This window comes from Muricoccus nepalensis (genome assembly GCF_006438825.1).
GTDB lineage: Bacteria > Pseudomonadota > Alphaproteobacteria > Acetobacterales > Acetobacteraceae > Roseomonas > Roseomonas nepalensis.
In genome coordinates, this window is record NZ_RCZP01000027.1 from 22815 (window position 1) to 49042 (window position 26228).

Below are 26228 nucleotides of genomic sequence, written 5' to 3' on the forward strand. Positions count from 1 at the left end.
CAGAAGTGGATGGCCAGGAGAGTAGCGGGGCGTCCGTGCTCCCCCGAGACACGGCACGCGGGCTCCATGTCACGACCCGGCCCCGCCGGAAGGAGCTTAGAGGATGCTGCCCTGCTCCGAGTAGGGCTGATCCCGAAATAACTTGAAGCGCCCATATCCCGCGTTATCGTCTGATCTTCCGGCCCCTCCGCCCCGCGGTTGGCGCCGGATCGGACGACCTGGCGGAACCGAGGCCGGCTCTGGGGCGAGGTGATCGCAAGCCTCCCGAGCCGGTAGAGGCCTCGTCCTCCGGGGCGAGGTCTCTACGTTCTGGCGACCGGCAAAGGCGGCACGTGCATGCGGCATGACCACGAGCCAGAACGACGAGCAAGCGGAATGGCGGCGTCGCCTTGCGGATGCGCTCCGCGAGTGCCTGATGGCCGCTGATCGCCTTGCCACTAGAGCGGAGACGATGGAGTCAGAGCAGCGGATGCGAGCTCTCGAGGAGGAGGGCCGGCTGCGAGGCTCAGGCCAGCGGACCCATCCAAGCCGTAGTTCAACGCACCTCAGATTACTCGGTGAGGCCTCCGCCTCAGGCACAACACGCGCTCACGTCTCGCCATGGCCGGTCAACAGTAGGTAGCCGCCCGGATGAGGGTCTGCGTGGTGGCGAGGGTGGTCGTCAACGCCCCCCCCCGCGTCACGCGAGGTACGCGGCCATTATCCGCGCTCGTACCAGCCCTTCGTCCGCATCACGATGTGGACCACCGAGAGCATGACGGGCACCTCGACCAGCACGCCGACCACCGTCGCGAGCGCGGCGCCGCTCTCGAAGCCGTAGAGCCCGATTGCGACGGCGACAGCGAGCTCGAAGAAGTTGGAGGCGCCGATCAGGGCCGACGGTCCGGCGACACTGTGCGCCGAGCCGCACTGGCGGTTCAGAAGGTAGGCAAGGCCCGCGTTGAGGTAGACCTGGATGAGGATGGGCACCGCCAGCAGCAGGATCACCAGCGGCTGCGCGAGGATCTGCTCGCCCTGGAAGCCGAACAGCAGCACCAGCGTCGCCAGCAGCGCGACCAGCGACACCGGGTGCAGCGCCCTCAGCGTGCGCCCGAGGGACGCCTCGCCGCCGGAGGCGAGCAGCGACCGCCGCCAGGCCTGCGCCGCTGCGAGGGGAAGGACGATGTAGAGGCCGACCGAGAGGAGCAGCGTGTCCCAGGGCACCGTGATGGCGGACAGGCCGAGGAGTAGGCCGACTACTGGGGCGAAGGCCACCAGCATGATCGCGTCGTTCAGCGCGACCTGGGACAGGGTGAAGTTGGCGTCGCCGTCGGTCAGGCGGGACCACACGAAGACCATGGCCGTGCACGGCGCGGCCGCCAGCAGGATGAGGCCGGCGATGTAGCTGTCCACCTGCCCCGCGGGCAGCCAGGGCCGGAACAGCCAGCCGATGAACAGCCAGCCCAGCAGGGCCATCGAGAACGGCTTCACGAGCCAGTTGATGCCGACAGTCACGGCGATGCCGCGCCAGTGGCGCGCGACCTGGCCCATGGCGGCGAAGTCCACGCGGAGCAGCATGGGGATGATCATCGCCCAGATCAGCAGGGCGACGGGGATGTTGACCTGGGCCACCTCCAGGCGGCCGAGCGCCTGGAACGGGCCTGGCAGCACCGCGCCGAGGGCGATGCCTGCCACGATGCAGAGAGCGACCCAGAGGGTCAGGTAGCGCTCGAAGGTGCCCATGGCGGCCCTGCGGCGCCCGATGGCGGCCTCGCCCTCGACGGCCGCGCTCATGCCGCTGAATCCTTGGCGACGCGCTGCCCGTCGGCGCCGGCCACCGCCTCGCCGTCCTCCTTAGCGAAGGCGCCGCGCTGCGGCTTGGGCAGGATGTCGAGGACCGCCTCGGAGGGCCGGCACAGGCGCACGCCGAGCGGCGTCACCACGATGGGGCGGTTGATGAGGATGGGATGCGCCATCATCGCGTCGAGCAGTTGGTCGTCGGTGAGAGACGGATCGCCGAGACCCAGCTCCGCGTAGGGCGTCCCCTTCTCACGCAGCACGGCGCGGACCGGGATGTCCATGCGCCGGATCAGGTCCACCAGCTCCTCCCGAGACGGCGGGGTCTTCAGGTACTCGACGATCTCCGGCTCCTCGCCGCTATTGCAGATCAGGGCCAGGACGTTGCGGGACGTCCCGCAAGCCGGGTTGTGGAAGATCGTAATGGTCATGTCGCTGGCTCCGGAGAGGGGCAGGCGCAGGCCGATAGGGAGGCGACCGCGGGGGTACAGACCTCCGGGTGGCCCTGACAGCAGTCCTGCAGGAGGAAGGCGATGAGGCCGGAAAGGGCGTCGTAAACGGCCGAGTACCGGATCGACCGGCCGTCCCGGCGCGACTGTACCAAGCCCGCATGCTCGAGATGGGTGAGGTGGAAGGACAGGCGCGAGGAGGTTGCGCCCATGGCCTCGCCGATGGCGCCGGCTGCCATGCCGTCCGGCCCCGCCGTCACCAGCAGGCGCACGATCCGCAGGCGGGTTTCCTGGGAGAGGGCGCCCAGCGCATCGAGTGCTTGCGTTTCGTCCATGACGGCTCAATAACTCAAGATCAATTGAGATGTAAGGGGTCACGATGAACGCGCTGGTCCTTCCGCTGAGCATCGGCTTCAAGGGCGACGCCTCGCTCGGCGCGCTGCGGCCCCACTGGGGCGCCGGCTGGTCATCAGCTACGACGGGCGCCAGACCGAACCCGGCTACCACGTCACCGAGGTGAAGGCGGGCGCGGTACGGCTACCGGCGCCTGCACGTGCTGCTGCGGCGTGGTTCGAAGCACTTCTTCGGACGCCGAAGGTTGGGTGGCCGGTGAACCATAAGCGTACCTACCGGCTGTACGCCTAGGAGGGGCTGGCGATCCGCTCCAAGCTGCCGCGGCGCAAGCGGGCCTGGCGCTACCGGCAGGGACATCCGGGAGCGGTCGCGCCGAACGAGATCTGGGCCATGGACTTTATGTCCGACCAACTGTTCGACGGCCGCCCGATCCGGATCCTGACCGTGGTGGACATCCACACACGAGAGGGCCTCTCAGCGCATCCGAGAGCCAACTTCCGAGCAGCCCAGGTGGTCGAGGTTCTGGACCAACTCGTGCGCGCCCGGGGCAAGCCGAAAAGCCTGAGGGTGGACAACGGGCCGGAGTTCGCCGATCGCCTGCGCGACCACTGGGCTTACCTGAACGGGGTGGAGATCGACTTCTCGCGCCCCGGCAAACCCACGGACAACGCGTTCATCGAGGCGTTCAACGCCCGGCTCCGGGCCGAGTGCCTGAACGCCTCATGGTTCCTTTCCTTGGCCGATGCCAAGGAGCGCATCGAGGAATGGAGGTGCCACTACAACGAGGAGCGGCCCCACTCGGCGCTTGGGAACTTGACCCCGAGCACCTTCGCCAACCAAGCTCAACCAGCCCGAGAACTTGCATAGACCCCGGACCAGAGTTGGGGCGCAGACCAGTGCCCGGTCCGAGCGTTCAGACGGCGTCGAGCAGTCCCTCAGCAAGGGCGATGAGGCTGTAGCACAGCTCGCACGCAAGCTTTCAGGACCAAATCCTTATCTTATCCTGTGAAGCGCTTTGATTGAGTTGGCGAACAGAGTCACTGGGTCGAGATGCAAGGCCTCCGCGATGTCTACGAACTCAAAGACGTCAAGCCGGCGCTGCCCGCTCTCAAGTCGCGAAATAAAGGCCTGTGGCCGCCCTAACCGACCAGCAAGTTCAGCTTGCGAAAGTCCTTCAGCCTGCCGCTGCTCGACAAGGAGCTTCCGCAGTGTCGCTGAGGACTGAAGCCAGGACATTTAGGGGAGACGCGCCTTGCCAGCAGTGCACGACGCCTCGCTATGCGAAAAACCACCTTATGCAAAAAATGTATGGACCCTCGACTGCCCGCATCATACAAAAAATGCATGATCATGCTGTGGCTGGACCTCTTGCTTGTAGAAGGAGCAGCTCGGGTGAACTTCCCTCTTTCCTTGATGGAGAAAGCAGTGAGCTTGAGGCGGCAAGAGCACGCTACAAGGCGAAATCAGTTCTCGGTGTTAGTGAAGCTCGGCTTCCTCAGGGAGATCCTTGAGGTCGGCCCTGAGGGAGTGATCTGGTCGATCCATGACCCTGCCCTGCCGGGCGAGGAGGGCCTCTACGCCTTGGAGAGCGGGGACGAGCTCCGCGTGCTCGACGGCACGGGCCGCACTCTCTGGGAGGGGGTGGTGAGCTTCGATCGGCTGGGCTCCCGGCCCAACTCCTGCCCTGACGGTGACCTGCTCGCGGACGATGCTCGGGGTATGTGGCACCACGGCACGCAGGTGGACGTGGACCGCGGTTTCTGGGGGTGCCTGTTTGCCGAGCACCGGCGAGCCGTTCTGCGCCGCGGTCCGCCAAACCCCTGGGACCGAGCCCCGCACCCGTTCAGCGGCCCGGCCGACGGTTTAGGCGCGCGCCTCGCCGCGCTGTCGCCGGTGCAGGCCGAGGCGCTGTTCAGGAGTACCCTGGGCGCGGCGGCGCGAAGGCGGGGCACGGGGCGCGGCTGGCCTGCTTTTCCTTCAACGGCAACAAGATCATCACCGCGGGCGGCGGCGGCGCCCTCGTCTCCGACAACCCCGCGCTGATCGCGACGGCGCGGCACCTCAGCACCCAGGCCAAGGAGACGGCGCCGCACTACCAGCACGAGACCACCGGCTACTCCTACGGCCTCTCCTCGGTGCTGGCGGCGGTCGGGCTCGCGCAGCTCCGCACGCTGGAGGCGCGGGTGGCGTCGCGGCGCGCGGTCTTCGCGCGCTACGTCGTGGGGCTGGCGGACGTGCCGGGCGTCTCCTTCATGCCGGAGCCCGCCTGGGGCCGGTCCTCGCGCTGGCTTTCCGTCGCGATGTTCGACCCTGCCCGCTTCGGCGCCGACCGGGAGGGGGTGCGGCGGGCGCTGGACGAGGCGGGCATCGAGAGCCGGCCGGTCTGGAAGCCGCTTCACCTGCAGCCGGCCTTCCGGGACGCCGAGGTCGTCGGCGGCCCCGTCGCGGCCTCGCTGTTCGAGCGCGGGCTCTGCCTGCCGTCCGGCAACATGACACCGGCGGTGCAGGCGCGCGTGATCGAGACGATCCGCCGGCTGGCGCGGCGCTGAGGGGCGGCGCCTTGCGCCTGCTCTATCTCCACCAGCACTACTCCGGGCCCGGGGGCGCGACCGCGACCCGGGCGCACGCCATGGCCCGCGCCATGGCCGCGCGCGGGCACGCGGTGACGCTCGCCTGCGGGCGCTACGACGGCGCGGTGACGGGGCTCGCCGGCCCCTTCGAGGGCGGGCGGCGCGAGGGGCGGGTGGCGGGCTTCCGCGTGGTGGAGTTCGACATCCCCTGCGGCAACGGCCAGGCGCTGGCCGCGCGGACGGGCGCCTTCCTGCGCTACGCCTGGCGGGCGGGGGGCCTCGCGCTGGCGGAGGAATTCGACCTCGTCCTCGCCTCCTCCACGCCGCTGACGGTCGCGCTGCCGGCCCTGGCCGCGCGGCGGATGCGGGGCGTGCCCTACGTGTTCGAGATCCGCGACCCCTGGCCCGAGCTGCCGCGCGCGCTGTCCGAGGCGCGGATGCCCGGCGGCGTGCCGGGGCCGGTTCTGGAGGGGATGGAGCGGCTGGCGACGGCGGCCTGCCGGGGCGCCGCCGCCGTGATCGCGCTGACGGAGGGCATGGCCGAGACCGCCCGCGCCCGCGGCGCCTCCCGCGTCCACGTCGTGCCCAACGGCTGCGACCTCGACCTCTTCGGGCCGCAGGTGGCGCCCTGGCGGCCGGAGGCGGCGGGCTCGGCCGAGGTTCTGGCGGTCTATGCCGGGGCGCACGGGCGGGCGAACGGGCTCCACGCCGCGCTGGAGGCCGCGACGATCCTCCGCAACGCCGGCGAGCGCCGGCTGCGCCTCGTGCTGGTCGGCGAGGGGAGCGAGCGGGCGCGGCTGATGGCCGAGGCGGCGCGGCGGGACCTGCGGAACGTCACCTTCCTCGACCCCATGCCGAAGACGCAGGTGGCGGCGCTGCTCTCGGCCGCGGGGATCGGGCTGCACCTGCTGGCGCCGGTGCCCGCCTTCGCGGAGTGGACGGCGCCGAACAAGCTGATGGACTGCCTCGCCGCCGGGCTGCCCGTGGTGACCAACGCGGCCGGGCGGGCGGCGCGGCTGCTGGAGGCGGGGCCGGACGGGCCGGCCTGCGGAATCGCGGCGCCGCCGGGCGACGTGCCGGCGCTGGCGGACGCGCTCGCCGCCCTCGCGGGCGCGCCGGCGCGGCGGGTGGCCATGGGGAAGGCCGCGCGGGGGCGGGCGGTGCGGCTCTGGGACCGGCGGCTGCACGCGGCGCGGTTCTGCGAGATCCTGGAGGCGGCGGCCGGCCTCGCACCGCTCGCCCGGGCGGCCTGACCGGCCCGGCGGTTTTCACAACGACGACGAGAGGGAGCGGGGCGCGAGGCACGGCTTCCGCCCCGGCGTGCCACGATGGCGCCTGAGCCGAACCCCCCCGAGCTGCACCTTGTTGCCGCGGCCCGGCCGAACCTGCCCAAGCTGGCCGCGCTGGTGCACGCGCTGGCGGAGCGGCCCGCCTTCTGCCGGCCGGTGCTGGTCCACACCGGGCAGCACCACGACGCCGCCATGTTCGGCGGGCACCTGGCGGATCTCGGCCTCCCGCCGCCGGACGTGTCGCTGGGCATCTCGGGCGGCGGGCACGCGGGGCTGACGGGGCGGACCATGATCGCCTGCGCGGAGCTCTGGGCGGCGCGGCGGCCGGCGATGGTGGTGGTGGCGGGCGACGTGGACGGCGCGCTGGCCGCGACGCTCGCCGCGCGCAAGCTCGGCCTCCCCGTGGCGCACCTGGAGGCGGGGCTGCGCTGCGGGGACCTCGACATGCCCGAGGAGATCAACCGGCGCGCGATCGACGCGGTGAGCACGACCCTCTGGGCGCCGGACGAGGGCACGGCGGCGCGGCTGCGGGCCGAGGGCCACGCGCCCGGCGCGGTGCGGGCCGTGGGCAACGCGATGATCGACAGCCTGCTTCGCGCCCGGCCGGCCGCGATGGCGCGGCCCCTGCCGCCGGGCCTCGTGCCGGGGGGCTACGGCGTGCTGACGCTGCACCGCCCGGCGAACGTGGACGGGCGGGAGGCGCTGGCGGGGCTGCTGGAGGCCGTGGGCGCGGCCGCGCGGCGCCTGCCGCTGGCCTGGCCGATGCACCCGCGGACGCGGCAACGTCTTTCGGAATTCGGCCTCGCCGTGCCAGAAGGGGTCATGCGCCTGCCGCCGCTCGGACACCTCGATTTCCTGGGATTGCTCGCCCGCGCGCGCCTCGTCGCGACGGACAGCGGGGGCGTGCAGGAGGAGGCCTGGGCGCTCGACCTGCCCTGCCTGACGCTGCGGCCCTCGACCGAGCGGCCGGTGACGCTGGAGGCCGGGACGAACCGGCTGGTGCCGCCCGCGGGGCTGGGCGCGGCGGTGGCCGCGGTGCTGGCGGGGGACTGGCCGCGGGCGCGCCCGATCCCGCTCTGGGACGGGCGGGCGGGCGCGCGGATGGCCGCGCACCTGGCGGAGACGATGGGCGCCGCGGGAGCCACGGCATGAGCGAAGCGCCCGACACCCGCGCCCGGCCGGCGCGCGGCCCCGCCGGGGCGCCGAGGCGCCCGGCGCCGCTGGTCCTGATGCTCTCGGCCGCGCACCCGCCGACCGACCTGCGGATCGTCGCCAAGGAGGGCGCGGCCCTGGCGGAGGCGGGCTGGCGCGTGACCCACCTCGCGCCCGCGCCGCTGCGCGGGGCGAAGGACGTGCCGGCGAGCCTGGCGGGGGTCTCGATCGTGACCTACCCGCGCCCCACGGGCTGGATCGGGCGGCTGCGGGCCGCGCGGGCGCTGGCGGCGCGGGCCGCGCGGCTGAAGCCGGACGTGATCCACGCGCACGAGCCGGACAGCTGGTACGCGGCGATCCGGGCCGCCGGGCGGACGGGGGCCTCCGTCGTGCTCGACGTGCACGAGCACTACCCGTCGCGCCTCGACGGCCGGCTGCCCCGGGTGTTCCGCGGCCTCGGCCGGCGCGCGGTGCGGGCGGCCTGCCGCTGGATGGCGGCGCGGGCGGACGCCGTGGTGGTGGCCAAGGACGGGCTGGAGGACGCCTTCCCCGAGGTCGCGATCGTGCCCGTGCGGAACTACGCGGCCGCCGTGCCGGTGGAGCCGCGCGAGCACCGGCCGGGGCCGCTGACCCTCGTGCACCTCGGCGCCCTGACGCGCGAGCGCGGCGCCTTCGAGATGCTCGCCGCCCTCGCGGACTGCCCGGAGGGGACGCGGCTCTCGCTCATCGGGCGCTTCACCGACGGCTGCGAGGCCGAGTTCCTGGCCGAGGCCAGGCGGCGCCGCCTGGACGGCCGGCTGGACCGCCACGGCTGGATGCCGCACGCGGCGGCGCTGGGCCTGGCGGCGGCGGAGGCCGACATCGGCCTCGTGCTGTTCCAGCCGGGCCACGAGAACCACCGCCTGGCGCTGCCGCACAAGCTGTTCGACTGCATGCTGGCCGGGATCCCCGTGATCGCCCCCGCCTTCGCCGAGGAGGTGGCGGCGGTGGTGCGGGAGACGGGCTGCGGCCTGCTGGTGGACACCGCCGACCCCGCCGCCGTGGCCGGAGCCGTGCGCGCCCTGGCCGACCCCGCGCGGCGCGCCAGCATGGGCGCCGCCGGCCGGGCCGCGGCGCTGGGCCGCTACGGCTGGGCGGGCGAGGCGGCGCGGCTGGTCGGCCTCTACCGGGAGCTGGCGCCGCTGCCCGCGGCGGCCCCGCCCCGCGAGTCCCCCGCGGTCCCGATCGCCGCCGTCCCGATCGCCGCGGTGCCGCCGGCCGAGGCGCCGGCGGACCCCTTCGCCGGGCTGCCTGCGGGCGGGTGGACCCCGCCGCGCGAGCGCGCCGCGTCCGCGGCCGGTGCGGAGGACGCCTTCGCGAGCCTCTCCGCGGCCCTGCAGTCGGCAACTCCGCCGCCGCCCGCCGGCCCCGCGCCGGTCGCGTCGCCGCCCGCCGTGGCGGAGCCCGACCCCTTCGCGAGCCTTTCGGCGGCGCTGCGGGCCGCCGCGCCACCCCCGGCTGAGGCCGCGCCGCCGAACGGGGCCTTCGCGAGCCTGTCCGCCGCCCTGCGGGACGAGGCCGACGCCCGGGCGCCGGTGGAGCCCGTGCCGGTGGAGCCGGAGGCGGCGGGCGGGAGCCCCCTGCCCTTCTCGCTGCTCGCCGGGCTGGGCGAGGCGCCCGGCGGCGTCCCGGCCGCGCCCCCCCCGGTCCGCCCGGCACCGTCGCCGCTGGCCGGGCGCCCGATCGAGGCCCCGCCGGCGGCGGAGGGCCGGCGCCTGCTCGTGGAGGCCGGGCTCTCCGCCTCGGCGATGCCGGACTCGGTCGCGGCGCTGCTCGCCCGGCCGGCCGAGGAGCCCGAGGCCCCGCCCGCCGCGGCGCCGGTCACCTCCGACGTGCCGCTGATCGAGGCCGGGCTGCGCGCCGCGGGCCCGGCATCCGCCCCTTCCGAAACATCGGCGTGGCGCCTGTTGCAGGCCGCGCCGTCCCTGCCGGACGCGGCGGCCCCCGCCGCCCCCGGCCGCTAGGCTGATCCCATGGCGCCGCAGCGCATCCTGCTGAACCTTGCCCTCGACCTCGCCCTTGCGGCGCTGGCCCTTCCGCTGGCGCTGCTGCTGGCCGCGCCCGGGACCTGGCCGCCGGCGGGGTGGTGGGGGCCGGCGACGGCGGGGTCGCTGCTCGCCTTCGCCGCGGCGGCGCTGCCGCTCCGCCTGCCGCAGCAGTACTGGCGCTATGTCGGCCTGCCGGACCTGCTGCCGCTGCTCGGCGCGGCGCTGATCGCCGCGCTGGTGTTCTGGGGCGGGCTGCTCGTGACGGGCGGGTGGCGGCCGCCGAACCCGGCCTTCTTCCTCCTGCACGCGGGGGTGCTGACGGCGCTGACGGGCGGCGCGCGGCTGCTCGGGCGCATCCGCTCGGCCCACCGGGGCGGGCCGGAGTCCGACGTGCCGCCGCAGCCGGTGCTGCTGGCCGGCGGCGGCAACGCGGCGGACCTCTTCATCCGCGCGCTCATCGCCCAGCGCGCGCCGGGCTACCGGGTGGAGGGCATCCTCGCGCCGCGGGCGCGGCAGCGGGGCCGCCGCATCCTCGGCGTGCCGATCCTCGGCACGGTGGAGGAGGCGGGGGCGGTGCTGGACGCGCTGCGGGCCGAGGCGCGGCTGCCCTCGCTGGTCGTCCTCGCCGATCCCTCGTTGTCCGGGCCGGTGCTCGAGGCGCTGCTCGACGCCGCGGACCGGCACGGGGTCTCCGTACGCCGCGCGCCGCGCGTGACGGCGCTCGACCCCGCCAGCGCCCGGCCGCAGGCGGCGCGGCGGATCGACCTCAGGCCCGTCTCGATCGAGGAGCTGCTGGACCGCCCGCAGGTGCCGCTCGACCGCGAGGGGATGGCGCGGCTCATCCAGGGGCGCCGCGTGCTGGTGACGGGGGCGGGCGGCACGATCGGCAGCGAGCTGTCGCGCCAGATCGCGGCGCTCGGGCCGTCGAACCTCACCTTGCTCGATCACGGGGAGTTCGCGCTCTACGAGATCGACCTCGAGCTGTCGGAGAACCACCCCGCGGTCGCGCGGCGCGCGGTGCTGGCGGACGTGCGCGACGAGGCGCGGCTGCGGCGGCTGATGGAGGAGATCCGGCCGGAGCTCGTCTTCCACGCGGCGGCGCTGAAGCACGTGCCGATGGTGGAGAACGACCCACTGGAGGGGCTGCTGACGAACGCGCTCGGCACCCGCCTGATCGCCGACGCCGCGCGGGCGAACGGCTGCCGGGCGATGGTGTTCATCTCGACCGACAAGGCCGTGAACCCGACGAGCGTGATGGGCGCCTCCAAGCGGCTGGCGGAGATGTACTGCCAGGCGCTCGACGTCGCGACGCGGGCGGCCCAGGGGAGCGGGCCCGGCGTGGGATCGTCCGGCGGCGCGCCGGCGGGCGGGATGCGCTGCGTGACCGTGCGCTTCGGCAACGTGCTGGGCTCGACGGGCTCCGTCGTGCCGCTGTTCCGCCGCCAGCTCGAGCGCGGCGGGCCGCTGACGGTCACGCACCCCGACATGCGCCGCTACTTCATGACCGTGCGCGAGGCCGTGGGGCTGGTGCTGCAGGCGAGCGTGATCGGCGCCGAGGACCGCGAGGACCAGCCGCCGGAGCTGCGCGAGGGCGGCATCTTCGTGCTCGACATGGGCAAGCCCGTGAAGATCGTGGACCTCGCCCGCCGGATGATCCGCCTGGCCGGGCTGCGGCCGGACGAGGACGTGGAGATCCGCTTCACCGGGCTCCGCCCCGGCGAGAAGCTGTTCGAGGAGATGTTCCACGGGCAGGAGCCGCCGCGGCCGACCGGCTTCCCGGGCCTGCTGGTGGCGACGCCGCGCACGGCCGACGCGGCGCTGGTCGGGCGCGCGATCGACGAGGTCTCGGGCGCGGCGCGCGGCGGGCAGTCGCGGCTGGCGCTCGTGGGGCTCGCCCGCATGGTGCCGGAGTTCGAGCACGCCCCGAACACGCCGGCCGCCGGGCGGGCCTGAGGGGGCCGCCAGGGCGGAAAGACCGGCTTCCGTTCCGCGCGCGTCCGGAAGGTCTTGCAACCGGCGGTCGTGGAAGGCTTCAATGCGCTCCGTTAACGGAGCAAAACGCCGTGATGGTCTTTCCCGCGACCCCGGTGCGACAACCGGGCGCCCCGACCGCGCCCGCCCGGCCGGGCCGCGCGCCGTGAACCAGGTCCTGGCGCGCGACGCGGGCGCGGGTCGCCACCTGCGGGACCGGCTGCTCGACCTCCTGGCGTCGCGGGAGGCGCGGATCGGCGTGATCGGCCTCGGCTACGCCGGGCTGCCGCTGGCGCTGCGCTACGCCGAGCTCGGCTTCGTGGTGGAGGGCTTCGACATCGACCCCGCGAAGGTGGAGGCGATCGAGGCCGGGCGGAGCCCCGTGCACGGAATCGCCGACGCGCGGGTGGCGGCGGCGCGGCTCGACGGGGGGTTGCGCGCCCATGGCGGGGCCGCGGCCGCCGCGCTCTGCGACGCGCTGATCATCTGCGTGCCCACCCCGATCGGGCCGCACAAGGAGCCGGACCTCGCGGCCGTGCGGGACACGCTGGCGGCCCTGGCGCCGCATCTCCGCCCCGGGCAGGCGGTCGCGCTCGAGAGCACGACCTACCCGGGCACGACGGAGGAGCTGGTGCTGCCCGCCCTGGCCGCGGCCGGGCTCGTCGTCGGGCGGGACGCCTTCGTGATCTACTCGCCCGAGCGCGAGGACCCCGGCAACCCCGAGGGCACCGTCGCCCGCGTGCCCAAGCTCGTCGCCGGCGCGACGGCGGACTGCCTGGCGGTCGGGCGGGCGCTCTACGCGCCGGTGGCGGGCAGCCTCGTGCCCGTCTCCTCGCTGGCGGTGGCGGAGCTGGCGAAGTGCTACGAGAACGTCTTCCGCGCCGTGAACATCGGCCTGGTGAACGAGCTGAAGCGGATCGCCCACGCGATGGCGCTCGACGTGAACGAGGTGATCGACGCCGCGGCGACGAAGCCCTTCGGCTTCATGCCCTTCCGCCCCGGGCCGGGTCTGGGCGGGCACTGCATCCCGGTGGACCCCTACTACCTCGCCTGGAAGGCGCGGGAGCTCGGCGTGCCGAGCGACTTCGTGGAGCTCGCCGGGCGGGTGAACGACGCCATGCCCGGCTACGCGGTGCAGCGGCTGCGGGACGCGCTGGACGCGCGCGGCATCCCGCTGCGGGGCGCGCGCATCCTCCTGCTCGGCCTCGCCTACAAGCCGGGGGTGCCGGACACGCGGGAGAGCCCGGCCGTCGAGATCTTCCGGCTGCTGGAGGCGCGGGGCGCGCGCGTCGCCTACCACGACCCGCTGGTGCCGCGCTTCCCGGCCACGCGCCGGCTGGCCGGGGCCACGCCGGCGCTGGAGAGCCTTCCCCTCGACGAGGCGGTCGTCGCCGCGCAGGACGCGGTGCTGCTGGTGACGCCGCAGCCGGGGATGGACCTCGCGATGGTGCGGCGCGCGGCGGCGCTCGTGGTGGACACGCGCGGCGCGATGCGCGGCGAGGGCCCGGGCGTGGTGGTGACGGCCTGAGGGCCGCGCCCGCCGCCGCCCGCCCGCGGCCCCAAAATCTGGACGGGAGACACGCGCGGTAACGCGGGCCGCAACGCGGGACGTCGCGCGTCAGCCTCCTGTTAACGCCTCACGGCCAGTTTACCCCCTTCGGCGACCGGTGTTGTCGCGGAGGAGAGGGAACCTTGGTCATGAAGGTCGGGCAGCTTCGCTGGCGGGAGGGGGATGGCTGGGACTTCGCGCCGGGCGGCGCGCCGCCCTCGCTGGTCCTCTACTTCGGCTCGGCCGGGAACATCGAGTCGGCGCGGGCGCCCGCCGCGCTCGCGGAGCGCTACCCCGGCGCCCTCGTCTTCGGCTGCAGCACCGCCGCCGGCATCGCGGGCGACGCGATCGACGAGGGCGGGATCGTCGGCGTCGCCTGCCGCTTCGACAGCACGCCGCTTCGCCTGGCCGAAGCCGAGGTGCCGGACAGCGGCCATTCCGCCAGCGCCGGGCGGCAACTCGGCGAGGCGCTGCGCGGCGAGGGGCTGGCGGGCGTCCTCGTCCTGTCGGACGGGACGGGGGTGAACGGCAGCGCCCTCACCGCGGCCCTCACCGAGTCGCTCGGCGGCCGCGTGCCGGTCAGCGGCGGGCTGGCGGGGGACGGGGCGCGCTTCCTGCGCACCCTCGTCGGCGCCGGGGGCTCGGCGCGGCCGGGGCGCGCGGCGGCGGTCGGCTTCTACGGGGGCGCGGTCCGGATGGCGCACGCGAGCGCGGGGGGGTGGGACCCCTTCGGCCCGCGTCGGCGCATCACGCGGTCGAGCGGCAACGTGCTGCACCAACTCGACGGCCGCTCCGCCCTCGCGCTCTACGAGCTCTACCTCGGCGAGGAGGCGGCGGGGCTGCCGGGCACGGCGCTGCTCTTCCCGCTGCTCGTCTGGAACCCGGAGGCACCCGGGGACACGCTCGTGCGGACCGTGCTCTCGATCGACCGGGAAGCGGGCAGCATGACCTTCGCGGGCGACATCCCCGAGGGATGGAGCGCCCAGCTCATGCGCGGCACCTTCGACCGGCTGGTGGACGGCGCCGCCCGCGCGGCCCAGGTGGCGCGCGAATCCCTCACCGAGGCGGGCGGGGGCGACGCGCTGGGCGTGATCGTGAGCTGCGTCGGCCGCCACATGCTGCTCGGCCAGCGCACGGCCGAGGAGCTGCACGCGGTGACGGCCGCGCTCGGCCCGGGGGTGACGCAGGTCGGCTTCTACTCCCACGGCGAGATCGCCCCGCGGCGCCGGCTGGAGCCGGCCATGCTGCAGAACCAGACCATGGCCGTCTCCCTGATCGCCGAGGCCGCGTGAGCACGCCCGCCGAGCGGCTGTTCCGCCGCCAGCTCGCGGCCGCGACCGACGCGGCGGGCCGCCTGGACCTCGCGCGCCTGCAGGAGCTGGTCATCGGCGCCTACGCTGAGACCGACCGCGACCGCCGGCGCGGCGACCAGGCGGCGCGGCTGATGGCGGCGGAGCTGGAGGAGGTGAACGAGGCGCTCGAGCGGTCGGTCGCCGACCTGCAGGCGCAGAACCTCCGCTTCGCCGTCGCGCTCGACAACATGGCCAACGGGCTGGCGCTGTTCAGCCGCGAGGGCCGGCTGGTGGTCTGCAACGGCCGCCAGCGCGAGATGCTGGGCTTGGCGGAGGCCGAGGCGGGGTGCAGCTTCGCGGCCTTCCTCCGCGCGAGCCCCTTCCTCGACGCGCGCCTGGCCGGGGAGCGGCTGCGGCTGGCGGAGGCGGGCACGCGGGGCGAGATCCTGCAGACGCTCCTCAACGGGCGCGACGTGCGCTTCATGGTGTGCCGGACCGCCGACGGCGGCTTCCTCACGACCTGCGAGGACGTGACGGAGCGCAACCGCGCGGCGGCGCGCATCACCTACCTCGCCTACCACGACACGCTGACCGACCTGCCGAACCGCGCCCTGCTGCGCGAGCGGCTGGAGGCGGCGCTCGCCGCCGGGCGCTGCTCCGTGCTCTGCCTCGACCTCGACGGCTTCAAGGGCGTGAACGACACGCTCGGGCACGGCATGGGCGACGCCCTGCTGCGCGCGGTGGCCGAGCGGCTGCGCCACCAGATCCGCTCGGGCGACACGCTGGCGCGGCTGGGCGGGGACGAGTTCGCCGTCGTGCTGGCGGCCGGCCAGGCGGAGGCGGCGCGCATCGCGGGTCGCATGGTGGGTGCGATCGGCGCGCAGTTCGAGATCGAGGGGCAGATCGTCAACGTCAGCACGAGCATCGGCATCGCGACCGCGCCGGCCGACGGCACGACGCCCGAGGACCTGCTGCGCCACGCGGACATCGCGCTCTACAGCGCCAAGGCGGCGGGGCGGGACTGCTACCGCGCCTTCGAGGAGGCCATGCGCGCCGTCGTCGAGGCGCGCCGCACCGTGGAGAACGAGATCCGCACCGCGCTGGCGGAGGGGCAGTTCGAGCTCCACTACCAGCCGCAGGTGAGCGTGCTGACGGGGCGGATCACCGGCTTCGAGGCGCTGGTCCGCTGGAACCACCCCGTGCGCGGCATGGTGCCGCCCGGAAGCTTCATCCCCGTGGCCGAGGAGACCGGGCTGATCGTGCCGCTCGGCACCTGGGTGCTGCGCGAGGCCTGCCGCCAGGCGGCGGGGTGGCCGGGCGCGCCGCGCGTCTCCGTCAACGTCTCGGTGGTGCAGCTCCGCTCGGGCGGCGTGGTGAAGGCGGTGGCGGAGGCGCTGGGCGAGAGCGGGCTCGAGCCCGGGCGGCTGGAGCTGGAGGTGACGGAGACCGTCATGCTCGACGACACCACGGCGACGCTCGGCGCGCTGCGGGCGGTGCGCTCGCTCGGCGTGCTCGTCGCGATGGACGACTTCGGGACGGGCTACTCCTCGCTCAACTCGCTGCACAACTTCGCCTTCGACCGGATCAAGATCGACCGCTCCTTCGTCGCGGACCTCGCCTCCGGTGAGAAGGCGCTCGCCATCGTGCGCGCGGTGATCGGCCTCGGGCGGAGCCTCGGCGTCCCCGTCACGGCCGAGGGCGTGGAGACGCCGGCGCAGCTCGAGCGGCTGCGGGCCGAGCGCTGCGACGACGTGCAGGGCTACCTCTACAGCCGGCCGGTCCCGGCGGCGGCGGCGCGGCGGATGCTGGAGGAGGCGGGCGGGCGCGTCGCGGCCTGAGGCGCCGGGCGCTAGCCGCGCCGCGCGAGGGTCGCGGACTGGCGGGCGATGGTAAGCAGCGCGGTGCGGGCCAGGGCCGCGTCCGGCATGGGCCGCCCGGTGCCGCCCGACTTCGACAGGCGCTCGGCCTCCAGCAGGCTGGCGAGCACGGTCTCCAGCGCCTCCGGTCGCCAGTGGCGCAGCGCCTTCTCGAAGCCCGGGCGGCTGCGGAAGAAGACCGGCGGCTGCAGGGCCTGCATGCCCGCGACGGAGGCGAGGTGCAGGCGCTGGACGTGGCGCAGCAGGGCGCGGATGACCTGGACGGGGTTGGCGCCCTCGGCCATCGCGGATTCGAGGGCGCGGTCGGCGGTCGCGACCTCGCCGGCGGTGGCAGCCACGAGGGCTTCGTCGAGCTCGAGCGCGGAGCCGTCGCCGATGCAGGCGAGGACGTCCTCCTCGGCCAGCCGCCCGCCGGGGCCGGCGTAGAGGGCCAGTTTCTCAAGCTCGCGCCGCATGGCCTGGCGGTCGTCGCCGAGGCGGCCGGCGAGCCAGGCGATGGCGGAGGGCTCGGCCGTGACGCCGGCCTCGCGCAGGATGGCGGCGATGCTGGCCGAGAGCTCCGCGCCGCGCTCGCGGTAGCAGGCGACGCTGGCCGCGCGGGCATGGGCCTCGGCGAGCTGGCGGAGCTTGGAGCGGGCGGGAAGCTCGCCGGCCTCGAGGATAATCAGCGTGTCGCCGGGGGCGTCCAGCACCTCGCGCAGGGGCGCGGCGAGGGCGTCGGTGGCGTCGCGCACGCGCACCACGCGGCGGCCGCCGATGAGGGACAGGGCCGCGGCCTCGCCGGCCAGGGCGCCGGGGCGGGCGGCGGCGTCGCGGGCAAGGTCGGTGACGCGGAAGGGGTCGTTGCCGGGGGCCACGGCCTCCTGCAGGGCGTCGGCGCGCTCCCGCGCGAGGCCCGCGTCCTCGCCGTGCAGGAGGGCCGCGCGGGTGGCGCCGGGGTCCTTCAGGAAGGCGGGCAGGCGGCGGGCGTCGAGCTTCATCGGGCCCCGCGGCTCAGGCCGCGGGGCGTTCGCGGAAGGCGAGGGCGAGGCGGAGCGCGATGTCCTCGGCGACGCGGTCCACCAGGCGGCGCTCGGCGGCCTCGCTGCTGACGACGGAGGAGAAGAACTCGAGGTCGGCGAGGTTGAAGGAATCGACCGCCCGCGCCGTGCCGGCCGCGATCCGCTGGGGCGGCACCGAGAGGGTCGAGAGGGTCCAGGGGGCGGTCATGGTGAGGCGGAAGCGGGAGGGCGAGCCGTCGCGCCGGTAGCCCTGGGCCTCGGAGGCGGAGGAGATGGAGGTGGTGAGGAGGTAGCGGGGCGCGGGGCCGCTGGGGTCGCGGGCGGCGAGGCGGCGCTCGAGGGACTGGTGGAGAAGCTGGCCGCTGCGGCCGTAGGTGGGGCCGAGCCGGATGGCGGCGAGCTCCGGGCCGAGATCCGCCGTGCCGCCGCCGAGGGACGGCGGGGCGTTCAGGGGCTCGAAGCCGCAGCCCGCCAGCAGCGGCAGGCCGAGGGAGGCGCCGAGCGCCCCGAGCAGGGCGCGGCGGCCGGTCGCCCCCGGGTGGGCCTCAGACCGGGCCTCGGATCGGGCCTCAGACGACGAAGTTGACGATTCGGCCTGGGACATGGATGCGCTTCCGGATGGGCTTGCCCGCGATGGCACGCTGCACGTTCTCCTCGGCCTCGGCGGCCGCGAGGACGGCATCTTCCGGCGTTCCGACCGGCAGGGAAAGGGTGGCGCGCAGCTTGCCGAGCACCTGGACGGCGATGGTCATCGTCTCCGCCGCCAGCAGCGCCGGGTCGGCCTCGGGCCAGGGCATCCCCGCGACCAAGTCGGTGGTCCCGGGCCGGAGGATGGAGAGAAGCTCCTCCGCCAGGTGCGGCATCATGGGCGCGACCAGGCGGGCCATGACCGAGACCGCCTCGCGCCGCGCCTCGAGGGGGGCGTTGCTCCCCTCGATGGCGTTGGCAAACTCGTGCAGGCGGGCGACGGCGACGTTGAAGGCGAAGCCCTCCAGCGCCGCGGTGACGGCGGCGATGGTGCGGTGGGTGGCCTGCATCAGCGGGCGCGCGTCGCCGTCGCCGGCGCGGCCTCCGGGCGTCGCCGCGCCCTTCTGGTCGAGGGTGGCGGCGAGGCGCCAGAGGCGCTGGACGAAACGGTGGGCGCCGGCGACGCCGGACTCCGACCACTCCATGTCGCGGTCGGGCGGGTTGTCCGCCAGGATGAACCAGCGGGCGGTGTCGGCGCCGTAGCGGGAGATGATGGCGCCGGGGTCCACCGTGTTGCGCTTGGACTTCGACATCTTGTCGTTGCGCGACACGGTGAGCGGAATGCCTGTGCCCTTCTCCACCGCGCTGCCGTCGGCCGCGACCTCCACCTCGTCGGGCGCGAGCCAGCGGTTGTCGGGCGCCTTGTAGGAGGCGTGCTGGACCATGCCCTGGGTGAAGAGGCCGGCGAAGGGCTCGGGGGTCCGCACCTGGCCCATGGTGGACAGCGCCCGGGTGAAGAAGCGGGCGTAGAGGAGGTGCAGGATCGCGTGCTCGATGCCCCCGATGTACTGGTCCACCGGCAGCCAGGCGTCGGCGGCCTCGGGCGTGATCGGCGCCTCGGCGCGGGGCGCGCAGAAGCGGGCGAAGTACCAGGAGCTGTCGACGAAGGTGTCGCAGGTGTCCGTCTCGCGGCGCGCGGGGGCCCCGCAGGAGGGGCAGGCGACGTGCTTCCAGCTGGGGTGGTGGTCGAGCGGGTTGCCGGGCACCGAGAAGTCCACGTCCTCGGGCAGGAGGACCGGGAGCTGGTCCTTCGGCACGGGCACGGTGCCGCAGGCCTCGCAGTGGATGACCGGGATGGGGCAGCCCCAGTAGCGCTGGCGGGAGACGCCCCAGTCGCGCAGCCGCCAGTTCACGACGCCCTGGCCGAGGCCGCGGGCCTCCAGCGCGTCGATCGCGGCGCGCTTGGCGGCGGCGGTGTCGAGGCCGTCCAGGAAGGCGGAGTTGTAGAGGGTGCCGTCGCCGGTCCAGGGCGTGCGGCCGATGGCGAAGGACGCGGGGTCCTCGCCCGGCGGCAGCACCACGGGGGGCACGGGCAGGCCGTACTTGCGCGCGAAGTCGAGGTCGCGCTGGTCGTGCGCCGGGCAGCCGAAGAGGGCGCCCGTGCCGTACTCCATGAGGACGAAGTTCGCGATCCAGACGGGGAAGGTCGCGCCCTCGAGGAAGGGATGGGCGACGCGGAAGCCAGTGTCGAAGCCCTTCTTCTCGGCCTGCTCGATGGCGGCCTCGCTCGTGCCCTGGCTGCGGCACTCCGCGACGAAGGCGGCGGCCGCGGGGTCGCGGGCGGCGGCGGCCGCGGCCAGCGGGTGCTCGGCGGCCACCGCCAGGAAGGACATGCCGAAGAGGGTGTCGGGGCGGGTGGTGAAGACCTCCGCCTCGGTGACGCCGTCCACGGGCGCGGCCAGCGGGAAGCGCACGCGCGCGCCCTCGCTCCGGCCGATCCAGTTCGCCTGCATGGTGCGCACGCGCTCGGGCCAGCGGTCGAGCGTGTCCAGCGCCGCCAGGAGGTCGGGCGCGAACTTCGTGATGGCGAGGAACCACTGGGAAAGCTCGCGCTTCTCCACGGGGGCGCCGGAGCGCCAGCCCTTGCCGTCGATGACCTGCTCGTTGGCGAGCACCGTGCCGTCCACGGGGTCCCAGTTCACCCAGGACTTGCGGCGCTCGACCAGGCCGGCCTGGAGGAAGTCGAGGAAGAGGGCCTGCTGCTTGCCGTAGTACTCGGGGTCGCAGGTCGCGAACTCGCGCGACCAGTCGAGCGAGAGGCCCATGCTCTTCAGCTCGGCGCGCATGGCCGCGATGTTGGCGTAGGTCCAGGCGGCGGGGTGGGTGCCGCGCTCGCGCGCCGCGTTCTCGGCGGGCAGGCCGAAGGCGTCCCAGCCCATGGGGTGCATCACCGCGTGCCCGCGGGCGCGCTTGTAGCGGGCGACCACGTCGCCGAGCGTGTAGTTCCGCACGTGCCCCATGTGGATCTTGCCGGAGGGGTAGGGGAACATCTCGAGGACGTAGTACTTTGGCTTCGTGCCGTCGGGCACGTCGGGCGCGGCGAAGAGGGCGCCCTGCTCCCAGGCCGCCTGCCAGCGGGGCTCGGCGGCGGCGAAGTCGTAGCGCTCCACGGGTCGCTCCAGGGGGCGCTCCATCGGGCGGGCGGGGGTGTCGGTCGGGCCGTCGGTCATCGGGGCCAATATGGGCCTTCGTCGTTGGTGCGTCCCCATATTCCGCCGCGCGCGGGGTGGGAAGGGGGCGGTGCAACCCTGGGGCGGCCACGGGGTTCTGAGCCCCGCTGACGAAGGATTCATGACATGAAGTTAATGCGGACCGCCACCCTTCTCGCCGCCCTCGCCGCGGCCCCCGCCCTCGCGCAGGGCCAGACCCCGGCGGGCGCCACCGCCATCCCGTCCGGGCACCTGCGGGCCGAGGCGCTGATCGACCGCGACGTCTACAGCACCGACAACGTCGAGGTGGGCGAGGTGCAGGACCTCATCATCGATCCCGCCGGCGGGCGCGTGACGATGGTGGTGATCGAGGTGGAGAGCCGGCTCGGCCTCGCGCAGAAATACGTCGCCGTGCCGCTGGAGCGGCTGCGCCTGTCCGAGGCCGAGCGGCGCGTGGCGCTGGACATGGCCTCGGCGGAGGTCCGGTCGCTGCCGGCGCTCGGCTACTGAGGGCAGTGGAGCCGGACCGCCAGTCTCGGGCCGCCGGGCTCAGAGCGCGGCGGACTGGCTCCGCAGCTCGCGGGCGCGGGCGAGGACCTTGTCCTCGAGCTCCGTGCTCGTGGCGTTGGCGACGGGGACGTCCACCCAGAGGCCGTTGCGGAGTTCCTGGCGGAAGACCGAGACGCGCACGCCGTCCGAGCGAAGCTGGCGGCCGAGGATATAGGCGGTGGCGCGGAAGCGCTCCCCCTGGGCGGCGGGGGGGCTGTACCAGTCGGTGATGATGACGCCGCCGAAGGGATCGGCTGAGGCGAGCGGCATGAAGGAGAGGGTGTCGAGGCTGGCGCGCCAGAGATAGGCGTTCACGCCGAGGGTGCCCTGGTCGGCGCCCGCGCCGCCGCCGTTGCCCCCGCCCTCGCGCCGGCTGGTGCCGAGGATCAGCAGGCCGTCCTGGTTGCCGGAGAGGCGGCCGGTGACGCGGGCGCGGCGGCTGTCGTCGTAGTACTCGCTGTTGTCCACCTGCCGGGTCTGGCCGCAGGCGGCGACGAGCACGGGAAGGGCAAGGGCGGCGAGGCGAAGATGGCGCATGGGCCGGCACCTAAGGCAGCCGCGGGCCGGGGCGCAAGGGGTAAGTTGGAGAAGGCGGCGGGGTTTCGGCGGCCGCCGGGAGGCGGGCATGAAAAAGGGGCGGCGGGTTTCCCCGCCGCCCCCTTGGGTTCCGCCGAAGCGGATTGGATCAGAAGGCGACGCGGAAGCCGGCGAGCACCGTGCCGACGTTCGAGCCGCGCTGGATGAAGGTGCCGTTCGCGACCGTGGCGGCCGTGGCGGTGTTGCCGGTCACGAAGTCGAAGCCGGCCTCCTTGCGCTGGGTCTGGAGGTACTCGGCGAAGAAGTCGAGGCCCGGCGCGATGCGGTAGTTGCCGCCGACCGCGAAGCCCGTGTCGGTGCGGTCACCCGTGGCGGCGCGGAGCACGCCACCGCCGCCGGCCGTGCCGCCGGTCAGGGTCTGGGCACCGGCCGAGACCGAGCGCAGGTAGTGGCCGCCGATCGTGATGGCGTCGATCGTGTAGGTGGCGCCGACGAGGAAGGCGTCGATGTTGCGGCTGTCGACCGGGTTGCCGGCGCTGCGCTCGAGCTTGGTGGCGAAGTTCGCGTTGCCGCTGCCGCCCGTGTACCAGCCGCCGACCGTGAAGCCGTAGGCGGTGGCCGCGACGCCGGCCCAGACCATGTCGAGGCGCTGCGGCGAGAAGCCGGTCGTGTTCTTGATGGAGTCCGCGCCGTAGTAGCCGATGGTGGCGGTCAGGCCCACGGGGCCGAAGGCGCCGCGCCAGCGGAGGGCGGCCTGGATCTCGTTGCGGCGGCGGAAGTTCTGGCCGTTGAGCGCGGAGGTGCGGTCGCAGAGCGCGGCGGCGTTGAGCGCGTCGCAGCCCGAGTTGGCGCCGTCGTTCGTGTTGAACGAGAAGCTGCCGCCGGCGTCGAAGCCGAGGAACTGCGGGGACAGGTAGATGAGCTTCGTGTTGTCGCCCGGGTCGTTCACGGTGCTGAAGGCGCCGCGCTGGTTGCCGCCGACGACCTGCTGGTACTGGTCGCCCGAGTCGAGGCCGCCGACGCCGAAGCCGGTGATGTGGCCGGACTGGAGCTGCTGGACCGCGCCGTCCTCGTCGCCGAAGCGGATCTGGCCCCAGGAGCCGGCGAGGTAGGCCCACGCCTCGTCATAGGCGAGCGTGTTCTTGCCGCTGTTGTTGACCGAGTTGTAGGTCTGGTTCGGCGTCACCGTGGCGTTGAACGCCTGCGGCTGACGGTAGGCGTCGTTCTCGATCTCGAGCGCCACGCCGTACTGGAGGCCGTTCGCGGCCTTGCCCGAGGCGAGGATGTGGATCTCGATCTCGTTCGTGAAGTCAGACTTGCCGAGACGCGTGGTCGCGTTGCTGTCGTTCGTCTGGTTCGTGTAGTTGTACATCGCGCGGTAGTAACCGCCGATGCGAACCTCGAGACCGCGCATCGAGGTGCCGGCGGCGCCCATCGAGCTGTCCGAGAAGCTCACGCCCTGCGCCATGGCGCCGGTCGGCGCGAACAGGGCAGCGGCGGCGACGGCCGTGCTGCCGAGAAGAAGCTTACGCATCCCAAATCCTCCTGACGTACCGGGGAGCAGCCCCGGCGCTTCACGCGACCCGCCCGCCCCCCTCGGCGGGTTTGCCGCGAGAAATGCACCCCAAGGATGCGCCCCCCTTTGGCCGAGCCCGGGCGGACTATGGTTCAGGGTGTCGGAAGGCGTCCATGGCGCAATCGGGCCGAACGCGACATCCGCGAAACACTGTGGCCAGCACGCCACAGGCTCAGGCGAGCCCCCCGATGGCCGCCCAGCCCAGGGTTGCGGGGGCGCCCGGCCCTCGCTTTCCGGGCAGGCCGGGCAGGCGGCGCCGGTTGCGGGCGGTAACGCCGCCGAGCGCGACGACCGGCCGCCCGGCGCCGCGCGCGACCGCCCCCCAGCGCAGCGGGCCGAGCGCGGGGGCGCCGGGGTGGCTGGCCGTCGGGAATACCGGCGAGAGGAGGACGAGGTCCGCCCCCAGGCGGCGGGCGCGGGCGAGTCCCCCCCGCCCGTGCGCCGCGACCGAGAGCAGCGGCGGGCGCGGCCGGCGCCGGGCGAGGAGGAAGGGAAGGAGGCCCGTCGCGGGGCGGCGGTCCGGCAGGTGCAGCCCGGCGCGAAGGAGGAGGGCGGCGCGGCCCTCGCCGGCAAGGACGAGTCGCAGGCCCCGCCGGCGGGCGAGCAGCGCGAGGGGGCCCAGCAGCGCGGGGTCGAGGTCGCGCGCCAGCACCGCGCTGCCCGGCGGCAGGCGCCCGGCCGCGGCGCGGGGATCGGGCAGGCGGCGGGCGTCGCTGAGCAGCCAGAGGGTGGGCAGGCCGCGGTTCCCGGGAGCCTGGTTCTGCCCTAGCGTCCCGCGCCTCATGACCGAATTCCCCGCCCCCGCCGAACACGCCCCCGACGCCTCCGCCATCGCCGCGAATCTCGCCCGGATCAAGGCGCGGATCGCCGTCGCCTGCGACCGGGCGGGGCGCGACCCCGCGGCGGTCGCGCTCGTCGCCGTCTCCAAGACGCACCCGGCCGCGGCGGTGGAGGCGGCGCTGGCGGCGGGGCAGGTGAATTTCGGCGAGAACCGCGTGCAGGAGGCGGCCGGCAAGTTCCCGCCCCTGCGCGCGGCGCACCCGGCGATGCGCCTGCACCTCATCGGCGGGCTGCAGACGAACAAGGCGCGGGACGCCGTGCGGGTAGCCGACGTGATCGAGAGCCTCGACCGCCCGCGCCTGGCCGAGGCCATCGCGGACGCCATCCGGCGGGAGGGCCGCGCGCCCGCGCTGCTCGTGCAGGTGAACACGGGGGCGGAGCCGCAGAAGTCCGGCGTGGCGCGGGACGAGGCCTCGGCCTTCCTCCGCGCCTGCCGGGAGGCGCATGGGCTGGCCGTGACGGGCGCCATGTGCATCCCGCCCGAGGGCGAGGACCCGGCGCCGCATTTCCGCTGGCTGGCCGCCTTCGCGGCCGACGAGGGGCTGCCCGTGCTGTCCATGGGCATGAGCGGCGACTTCGAGGCGGCGGTCGAGTGCGGGGCGACCGAGGTGCGGGTGGGAAGCGCCCTCTTCGGGGCGCGGCCCTCGCCGGTCTGAGGCGCGGCGGGTGAGCGACGCCGGCGCCTGGGACGCGCGCTACGCCTCCGGCGGCTACGCCTTCGGGGAGGCGCCGAACCGCCACCTGGAGGCGCAGGCCTGGCGGCTGCGCCCGGGCTCGCGCGCGCTGTCGCTCGGCGATGGCGAGGGGCGGAACGGGGTCTGGCTGGCCGAGCGCGGCCTGGACGTGACGGCGGTGGACTGGTCGGCGACGGGCCTGGCCAAGGCGGCGGCGCTGGCGGCCGCGCGCGGGGTGCCGCTGCGCCCGGTGGTGGCGGACCTCACGGCCTGGGACTGGCCGGCGGCCGCCTTCGACCTCGTCGCCTGGATCTTCGTGCACCTGCCGCCCGCGGACCGCGCGGTGGTGGCGGCGGGCGCGGCCGCCGCCCTGGCGCCGGGCGGGCTGCTCGTGCTGGAGGGCTTCACCCCGGCCCAGGAGGGGCGGCGCTCGGGCGGGCCGCGCGACCCCTCCCTGCTCTGGTCCGCCGCCCTCGTGCGGGAGCGCTTCGCGGGGCTGGAGGTGCTGGAGTGCCTCGAGGGCACCGTCGTGCTGGACGAGGGGCCGAAGCACCAGGGCCCGGCCGAGGTCGTGCGGGCCGTCCTGCGGAAGCCGCCCCCCTTATAAGGATGGCCTCTCAGGCCGCGGCCGGCGCCTCGCCCTTGGCCGAGGCCGCGAGCCAGCCCCCGCCGACGACGAGCGCGGCGGCGACCGCGACCCGCGGCCCGGCCTGCCCCTCGCCCGAGAGCAGCAGCAGGAGGGTGGAGGCCACGGGCACCGCGTAGGCGAGCGTGCCGAGCAGCCGGGGGTCGCCCCGCTTCATGCCGACGTCCCAGAGGAAGAAGGCGGCGCCGACGGGGCCGAGGCCGAGCAGCAGGGCGGCGGCCCATTCGCGGGGGGTCGGGACCACCGTCGTCTCGAAGGCGAGGTGGGAGAGGGCGGCGAGGAGGGCGGCGCCGAGGCAGAAGCCCGCGACGGCCTCGGTCGGCACCCCCGAGAGGCGGCGGGCGGTGACGGAGTAGAGGGCCCAGACGAGGGCCGCCGCCGCCGCGCAGAGGAAGCCCGGCACCGCGCCCGGCGGGAAGGCGGCGCCCGGCCCGACGACGAGCGCGCAGCCCGCGAAGCCGAGCGCGACCCCGGCCAGGCGGCGCGGCCCGAGCGGCAGGCCGAGGATGGGAGCGGAGAGGGTCACGATCAGCAGCGGCCAGAGATAGTTGATGAGGCTTGCCTCCACCGGCGGCGCCCAGGCGAGGGCCGCGAAGTAGAGGGCGTGGTAGCCGAAGAGCCCGCCCACGCCGTGCGCCCAGGCAATGGGCGGCTGGCGCAGCGCGGCGAGCCGCCCGGTGAGGGCGAGCCAGGCGGTCGCGAGGATGCCGGCGGCGGCGAAGGCCATGGCCGTGACCTGCAGCGGCGGCAGCCCCGCGGCGCCGCGGGCGAGCAGGGCGAGGAAGGCCCAGAGGGCGAGCGCGCCGATGCCGGAGGCGGTGGCGCGGTTCATTGCGCAAGCCCGGCAACCGGGGCGCGGAGGGCGCGTTGCCCCTGCATCCTGCCGGATCTTTCCGGCGCTGGCCTGGGCGAGGAGTTGGACA

At 74.8% G+C, this 26228-nt stretch carries 22 protein-coding genes and 1 pseudogene; 12 read left to right on the forward strand and 11 right to left on the reverse strand.

What is annotated here, in order from left to right; translation table 11 throughout:
- Positions 1 to 699 precede the first annotated feature (699 nt).
- From arsB to EAH89_RS20835, 3 genes are read right to left on the reverse strand one after another with little or no spacing between them, the layout of a single operon-like run.
- Positions 700 to 1773 (reverse strand): ACR3 family arsenite efflux transporter, encoded by a 1074-nt coding sequence (arsB, locus tag EAH89_RS20825; RefSeq protein WP_277753872.1) that lies wholly within the window; start codon positions 1771 to 1773, stop codon positions 700 to 702.
- Positions 1770 to 2207, reverse strand: a complete 438-nt coding sequence (arsC, locus tag EAH89_RS20830) for an arsenate reductase (glutaredoxin) (RefSeq protein ID WP_140885639.1) — start codon at positions 2205 to 2207, stop codon at positions 1770 to 1772. The genes arsB and arsC overlap by 4 nt, the downstream gene beginning before the upstream one ends.
- Complete coding sequence (locus EAH89_RS20835; RefSeq protein ID WP_140885640.1) at positions 2204 to 2560, reverse strand: ArsR/SmtB family transcription factor; 357 nt, start codon at positions 2558 to 2560, stop codon at positions 2204 to 2206. The genes arsC and EAH89_RS20835 overlap by 4 nt, the downstream gene beginning before the upstream one ends.
- Positions 2561 to 2748: 188 nt before the next feature.
- Here EAH89_RS20835 and EAH89_RS20840 point away from each other — a divergent pair.
- A pseudogene (locus tag EAH89_RS20840) lies at positions 2749 to 3446 on the forward strand (IS3 family transposase); the annotation flags it as partial.
- 126 nt (positions 3447 to 3572) lie between these two features.
- On the opposite strand, the gene EAH89_RS20845 reads toward EAH89_RS20840, so the two are convergent.
- Positions 3573 to 3815 carry a helix-turn-helix domain-containing protein gene (locus EAH89_RS20845; protein WP_140885641.1) on the reverse strand — a complete coding sequence of 81 codons (243 nt, stop codon included), beginning with the start codon at positions 3813 to 3815 and terminating at the stop codon, positions 3573 to 3575.
- A gap of 530 nt (positions 3816 to 4345) precedes the next feature.
- Between EAH89_RS20845 and EAH89_RS20850 the strand changes: the two genes are divergently transcribed.
- The 8 genes from EAH89_RS20850 (at position 4346) to EAH89_RS20885 (ending at position 16267) form a co-directional block, all read left to right on the forward strand.
- Positions 4346 to 5128, forward strand: coding sequence for a DegT/DnrJ/EryC1/StrS family aminotransferase (locus EAH89_RS20850; RefSeq protein WP_241667127.1), 783 nt, complete (start codon positions 4346 to 4348; stop codon positions 5126 to 5128).
- A gap of 11 nt (positions 5129 to 5139) precedes the next feature.
- On the forward strand, positions 5140 to 6402 hold the full coding sequence (locus tag EAH89_RS20855; protein ID WP_140885643.1) for a glycosyltransferase family 4 protein: 1263 nt from the start codon (positions 5140 to 5142) through the stop codon (positions 6400 to 6402).
- A 75-nt stretch (positions 6403 to 6477) separates the two neighbouring features.
- Positions 6478 to 7590, forward strand: a complete 1113-nt coding sequence (gene wecB / locus EAH89_RS20860) for a non-hydrolyzing UDP-N-acetylglucosamine 2-epimerase (protein ID WP_140885644.1) — start codon at positions 6478 to 6480, stop codon at positions 7588 to 7590.
- Positions 7587 to 9593, forward strand: coding sequence for a glycosyltransferase (locus tag EAH89_RS20865; RefSeq protein WP_140885645.1), 2007 nt, complete (start codon positions 7587 to 7589; stop codon positions 9591 to 9593). The genes wecB and EAH89_RS20865 overlap by 4 nt, the downstream gene beginning before the upstream one ends.
- A gap of 9 nt (positions 9594 to 9602) precedes the next feature.
- Positions 9603 to 11570 carry a polysaccharide biosynthesis protein gene (locus EAH89_RS20870; RefSeq protein WP_140885646.1) on the forward strand — a complete coding sequence of 656 codons (1968 nt, stop codon included), beginning with the start codon at positions 9603 to 9605 and terminating at the stop codon, positions 11568 to 11570.
- A 184-nt stretch (positions 11571 to 11754) separates the two neighbouring features.
- The gene (locus EAH89_RS20875) at positions 11755 to 13116 is read left to right on the forward strand and encodes a nucleotide sugar dehydrogenase (RefSeq protein ID WP_241667128.1); all 1362 of its coding nucleotides are present in this window, start codon (positions 11755 to 11757) and stop codon (positions 13114 to 13116) included.
- 170 nt (positions 13117 to 13286) lie between these two features.
- Positions 13287 to 14429: an FIST signal transduction protein gene (locus EAH89_RS20880; protein WP_241667132.1), complete on the forward strand. Its 1143-nt coding sequence runs from the start codon at positions 13287 to 13289 to the stop codon at positions 14427 to 14429.
- Entirely contained in the window at positions 14426 to 16267 is a 1842-nt protein-coding gene (locus EAH89_RS20885) for a putative bifunctional diguanylate cyclase/phosphodiesterase (RefSeq protein ID WP_140885649.1), read from the forward strand. Before EAH89_RS20880 ends, EAH89_RS20885 begins: the two co-directional genes overlap by 4 nt.
- An 11-nt stretch (positions 16268 to 16278) precedes the next feature.
- Here the strand turns inward: EAH89_RS20885 and holA are convergent, their stop codons facing one another.
- The 3 genes from holA to leuS are packed head-to-tail and all read right to left on the reverse strand — an operon-like array spanning position 16279 to position 20468.
- The gene (gene holA, locus EAH89_RS20890; RefSeq protein WP_140885650.1) at positions 16279 to 17286 is read right to left on the reverse strand and encodes a DNA polymerase III subunit delta; all 1008 of its coding nucleotides are present in this window, start codon (positions 17284 to 17286) and stop codon (positions 16279 to 16281) included.
- Between the two features lie 13 nt (positions 17287 to 17299).
- Positions 17300 to 17911, reverse strand: a complete 612-nt coding sequence (gene lptE / locus EAH89_RS20895) for an LPS assembly lipoprotein LptE (protein WP_161993700.1) — start codon at positions 17909 to 17911, stop codon at positions 17300 to 17302.
- Positions 17877 to 20468 carry a leucine--tRNA ligase gene (leuS, locus tag EAH89_RS20900; RefSeq protein ID WP_140885699.1) on the reverse strand — a complete coding sequence of 864 codons (2592 nt, stop codon included), beginning with the start codon at positions 20466 to 20468 and terminating at the stop codon, positions 17877 to 17879. The genes lptE and leuS overlap by 35 nt, the downstream gene beginning before the upstream one ends.
- A 162-nt stretch (positions 20469 to 20630) precedes the next feature.
- Here leuS and EAH89_RS20905 point away from each other — a divergent pair, with 162 nt between their 5' ends.
- The gene (locus EAH89_RS20905; RefSeq protein WP_140885652.1) at positions 20631 to 20993 is read left to right on the forward strand and encodes a PRC-barrel domain-containing protein; all 363 of its coding nucleotides are present in this window, start codon (positions 20631 to 20633) and stop codon (positions 20991 to 20993) included.
- A gap of 39 nt (positions 20994 to 21032) precedes the next feature.
- Here EAH89_RS20905 and EAH89_RS20910 read toward each other — a convergent pair whose 3' ends face one another.
- The 3 genes from EAH89_RS20910 to EAH89_RS20920 form a co-directional block, all read right to left on the reverse strand.
- Positions 21033 to 21569: a DUF3576 domain-containing protein gene (locus tag EAH89_RS20910; RefSeq protein ID WP_140885653.1), complete on the reverse strand. Its 537-nt coding sequence runs from the start codon at positions 21567 to 21569 to the stop codon at positions 21033 to 21035.
- Between the two features lie 148 nt (positions 21570 to 21717).
- Entirely contained in the window at positions 21718 to 23103 is a 1386-nt protein-coding gene (locus EAH89_RS20915) for a porin (protein ID WP_140885654.1), read from the reverse strand.
- Between the two features lie 214 nt (positions 23104 to 23317).
- Positions 23318 to 23929, reverse strand: coding sequence for a thiamine phosphate synthase (locus tag EAH89_RS20920; RefSeq protein WP_140885655.1), 612 nt, complete (start codon positions 23927 to 23929; stop codon positions 23318 to 23320).
- On the opposite strand from EAH89_RS20920, the gene EAH89_RS20925 reads away from it, so the two are divergent.
- Both EAH89_RS20925 and EAH89_RS20930 read left to right on the forward strand, forming a co-directional pair.
- Entirely contained in the window at positions 23928 to 24641 is a 714-nt protein-coding gene (locus tag EAH89_RS20925) for a YggS family pyridoxal phosphate-dependent enzyme (protein ID WP_140885656.1), read from the forward strand. The two genes, EAH89_RS20920 and EAH89_RS20925, sit on opposite strands and share 2 nt — an antisense overlap.
- A gap of 10 nt (positions 24642 to 24651) precedes the next feature.
- Positions 24652 to 25266, forward strand: coding sequence for an SAM-dependent methyltransferase (locus tag EAH89_RS20930; protein WP_140885657.1), 615 nt, complete (start codon positions 24652 to 24654; stop codon positions 25264 to 25266).
- A gap of 10 nt (positions 25267 to 25276) precedes the next feature.
- Here EAH89_RS20930 and yddG read toward each other — a convergent pair whose 3' ends face one another.
- Positions 25277 to 26137, reverse strand: a complete 861-nt coding sequence (yddG, locus tag EAH89_RS20935) for an aromatic amino acid exporter YddG (RefSeq protein WP_140885658.1) — start codon at positions 26135 to 26137, stop codon at positions 25277 to 25279.
- Positions 26138 to 26228 lie beyond the last annotated feature (91 nt).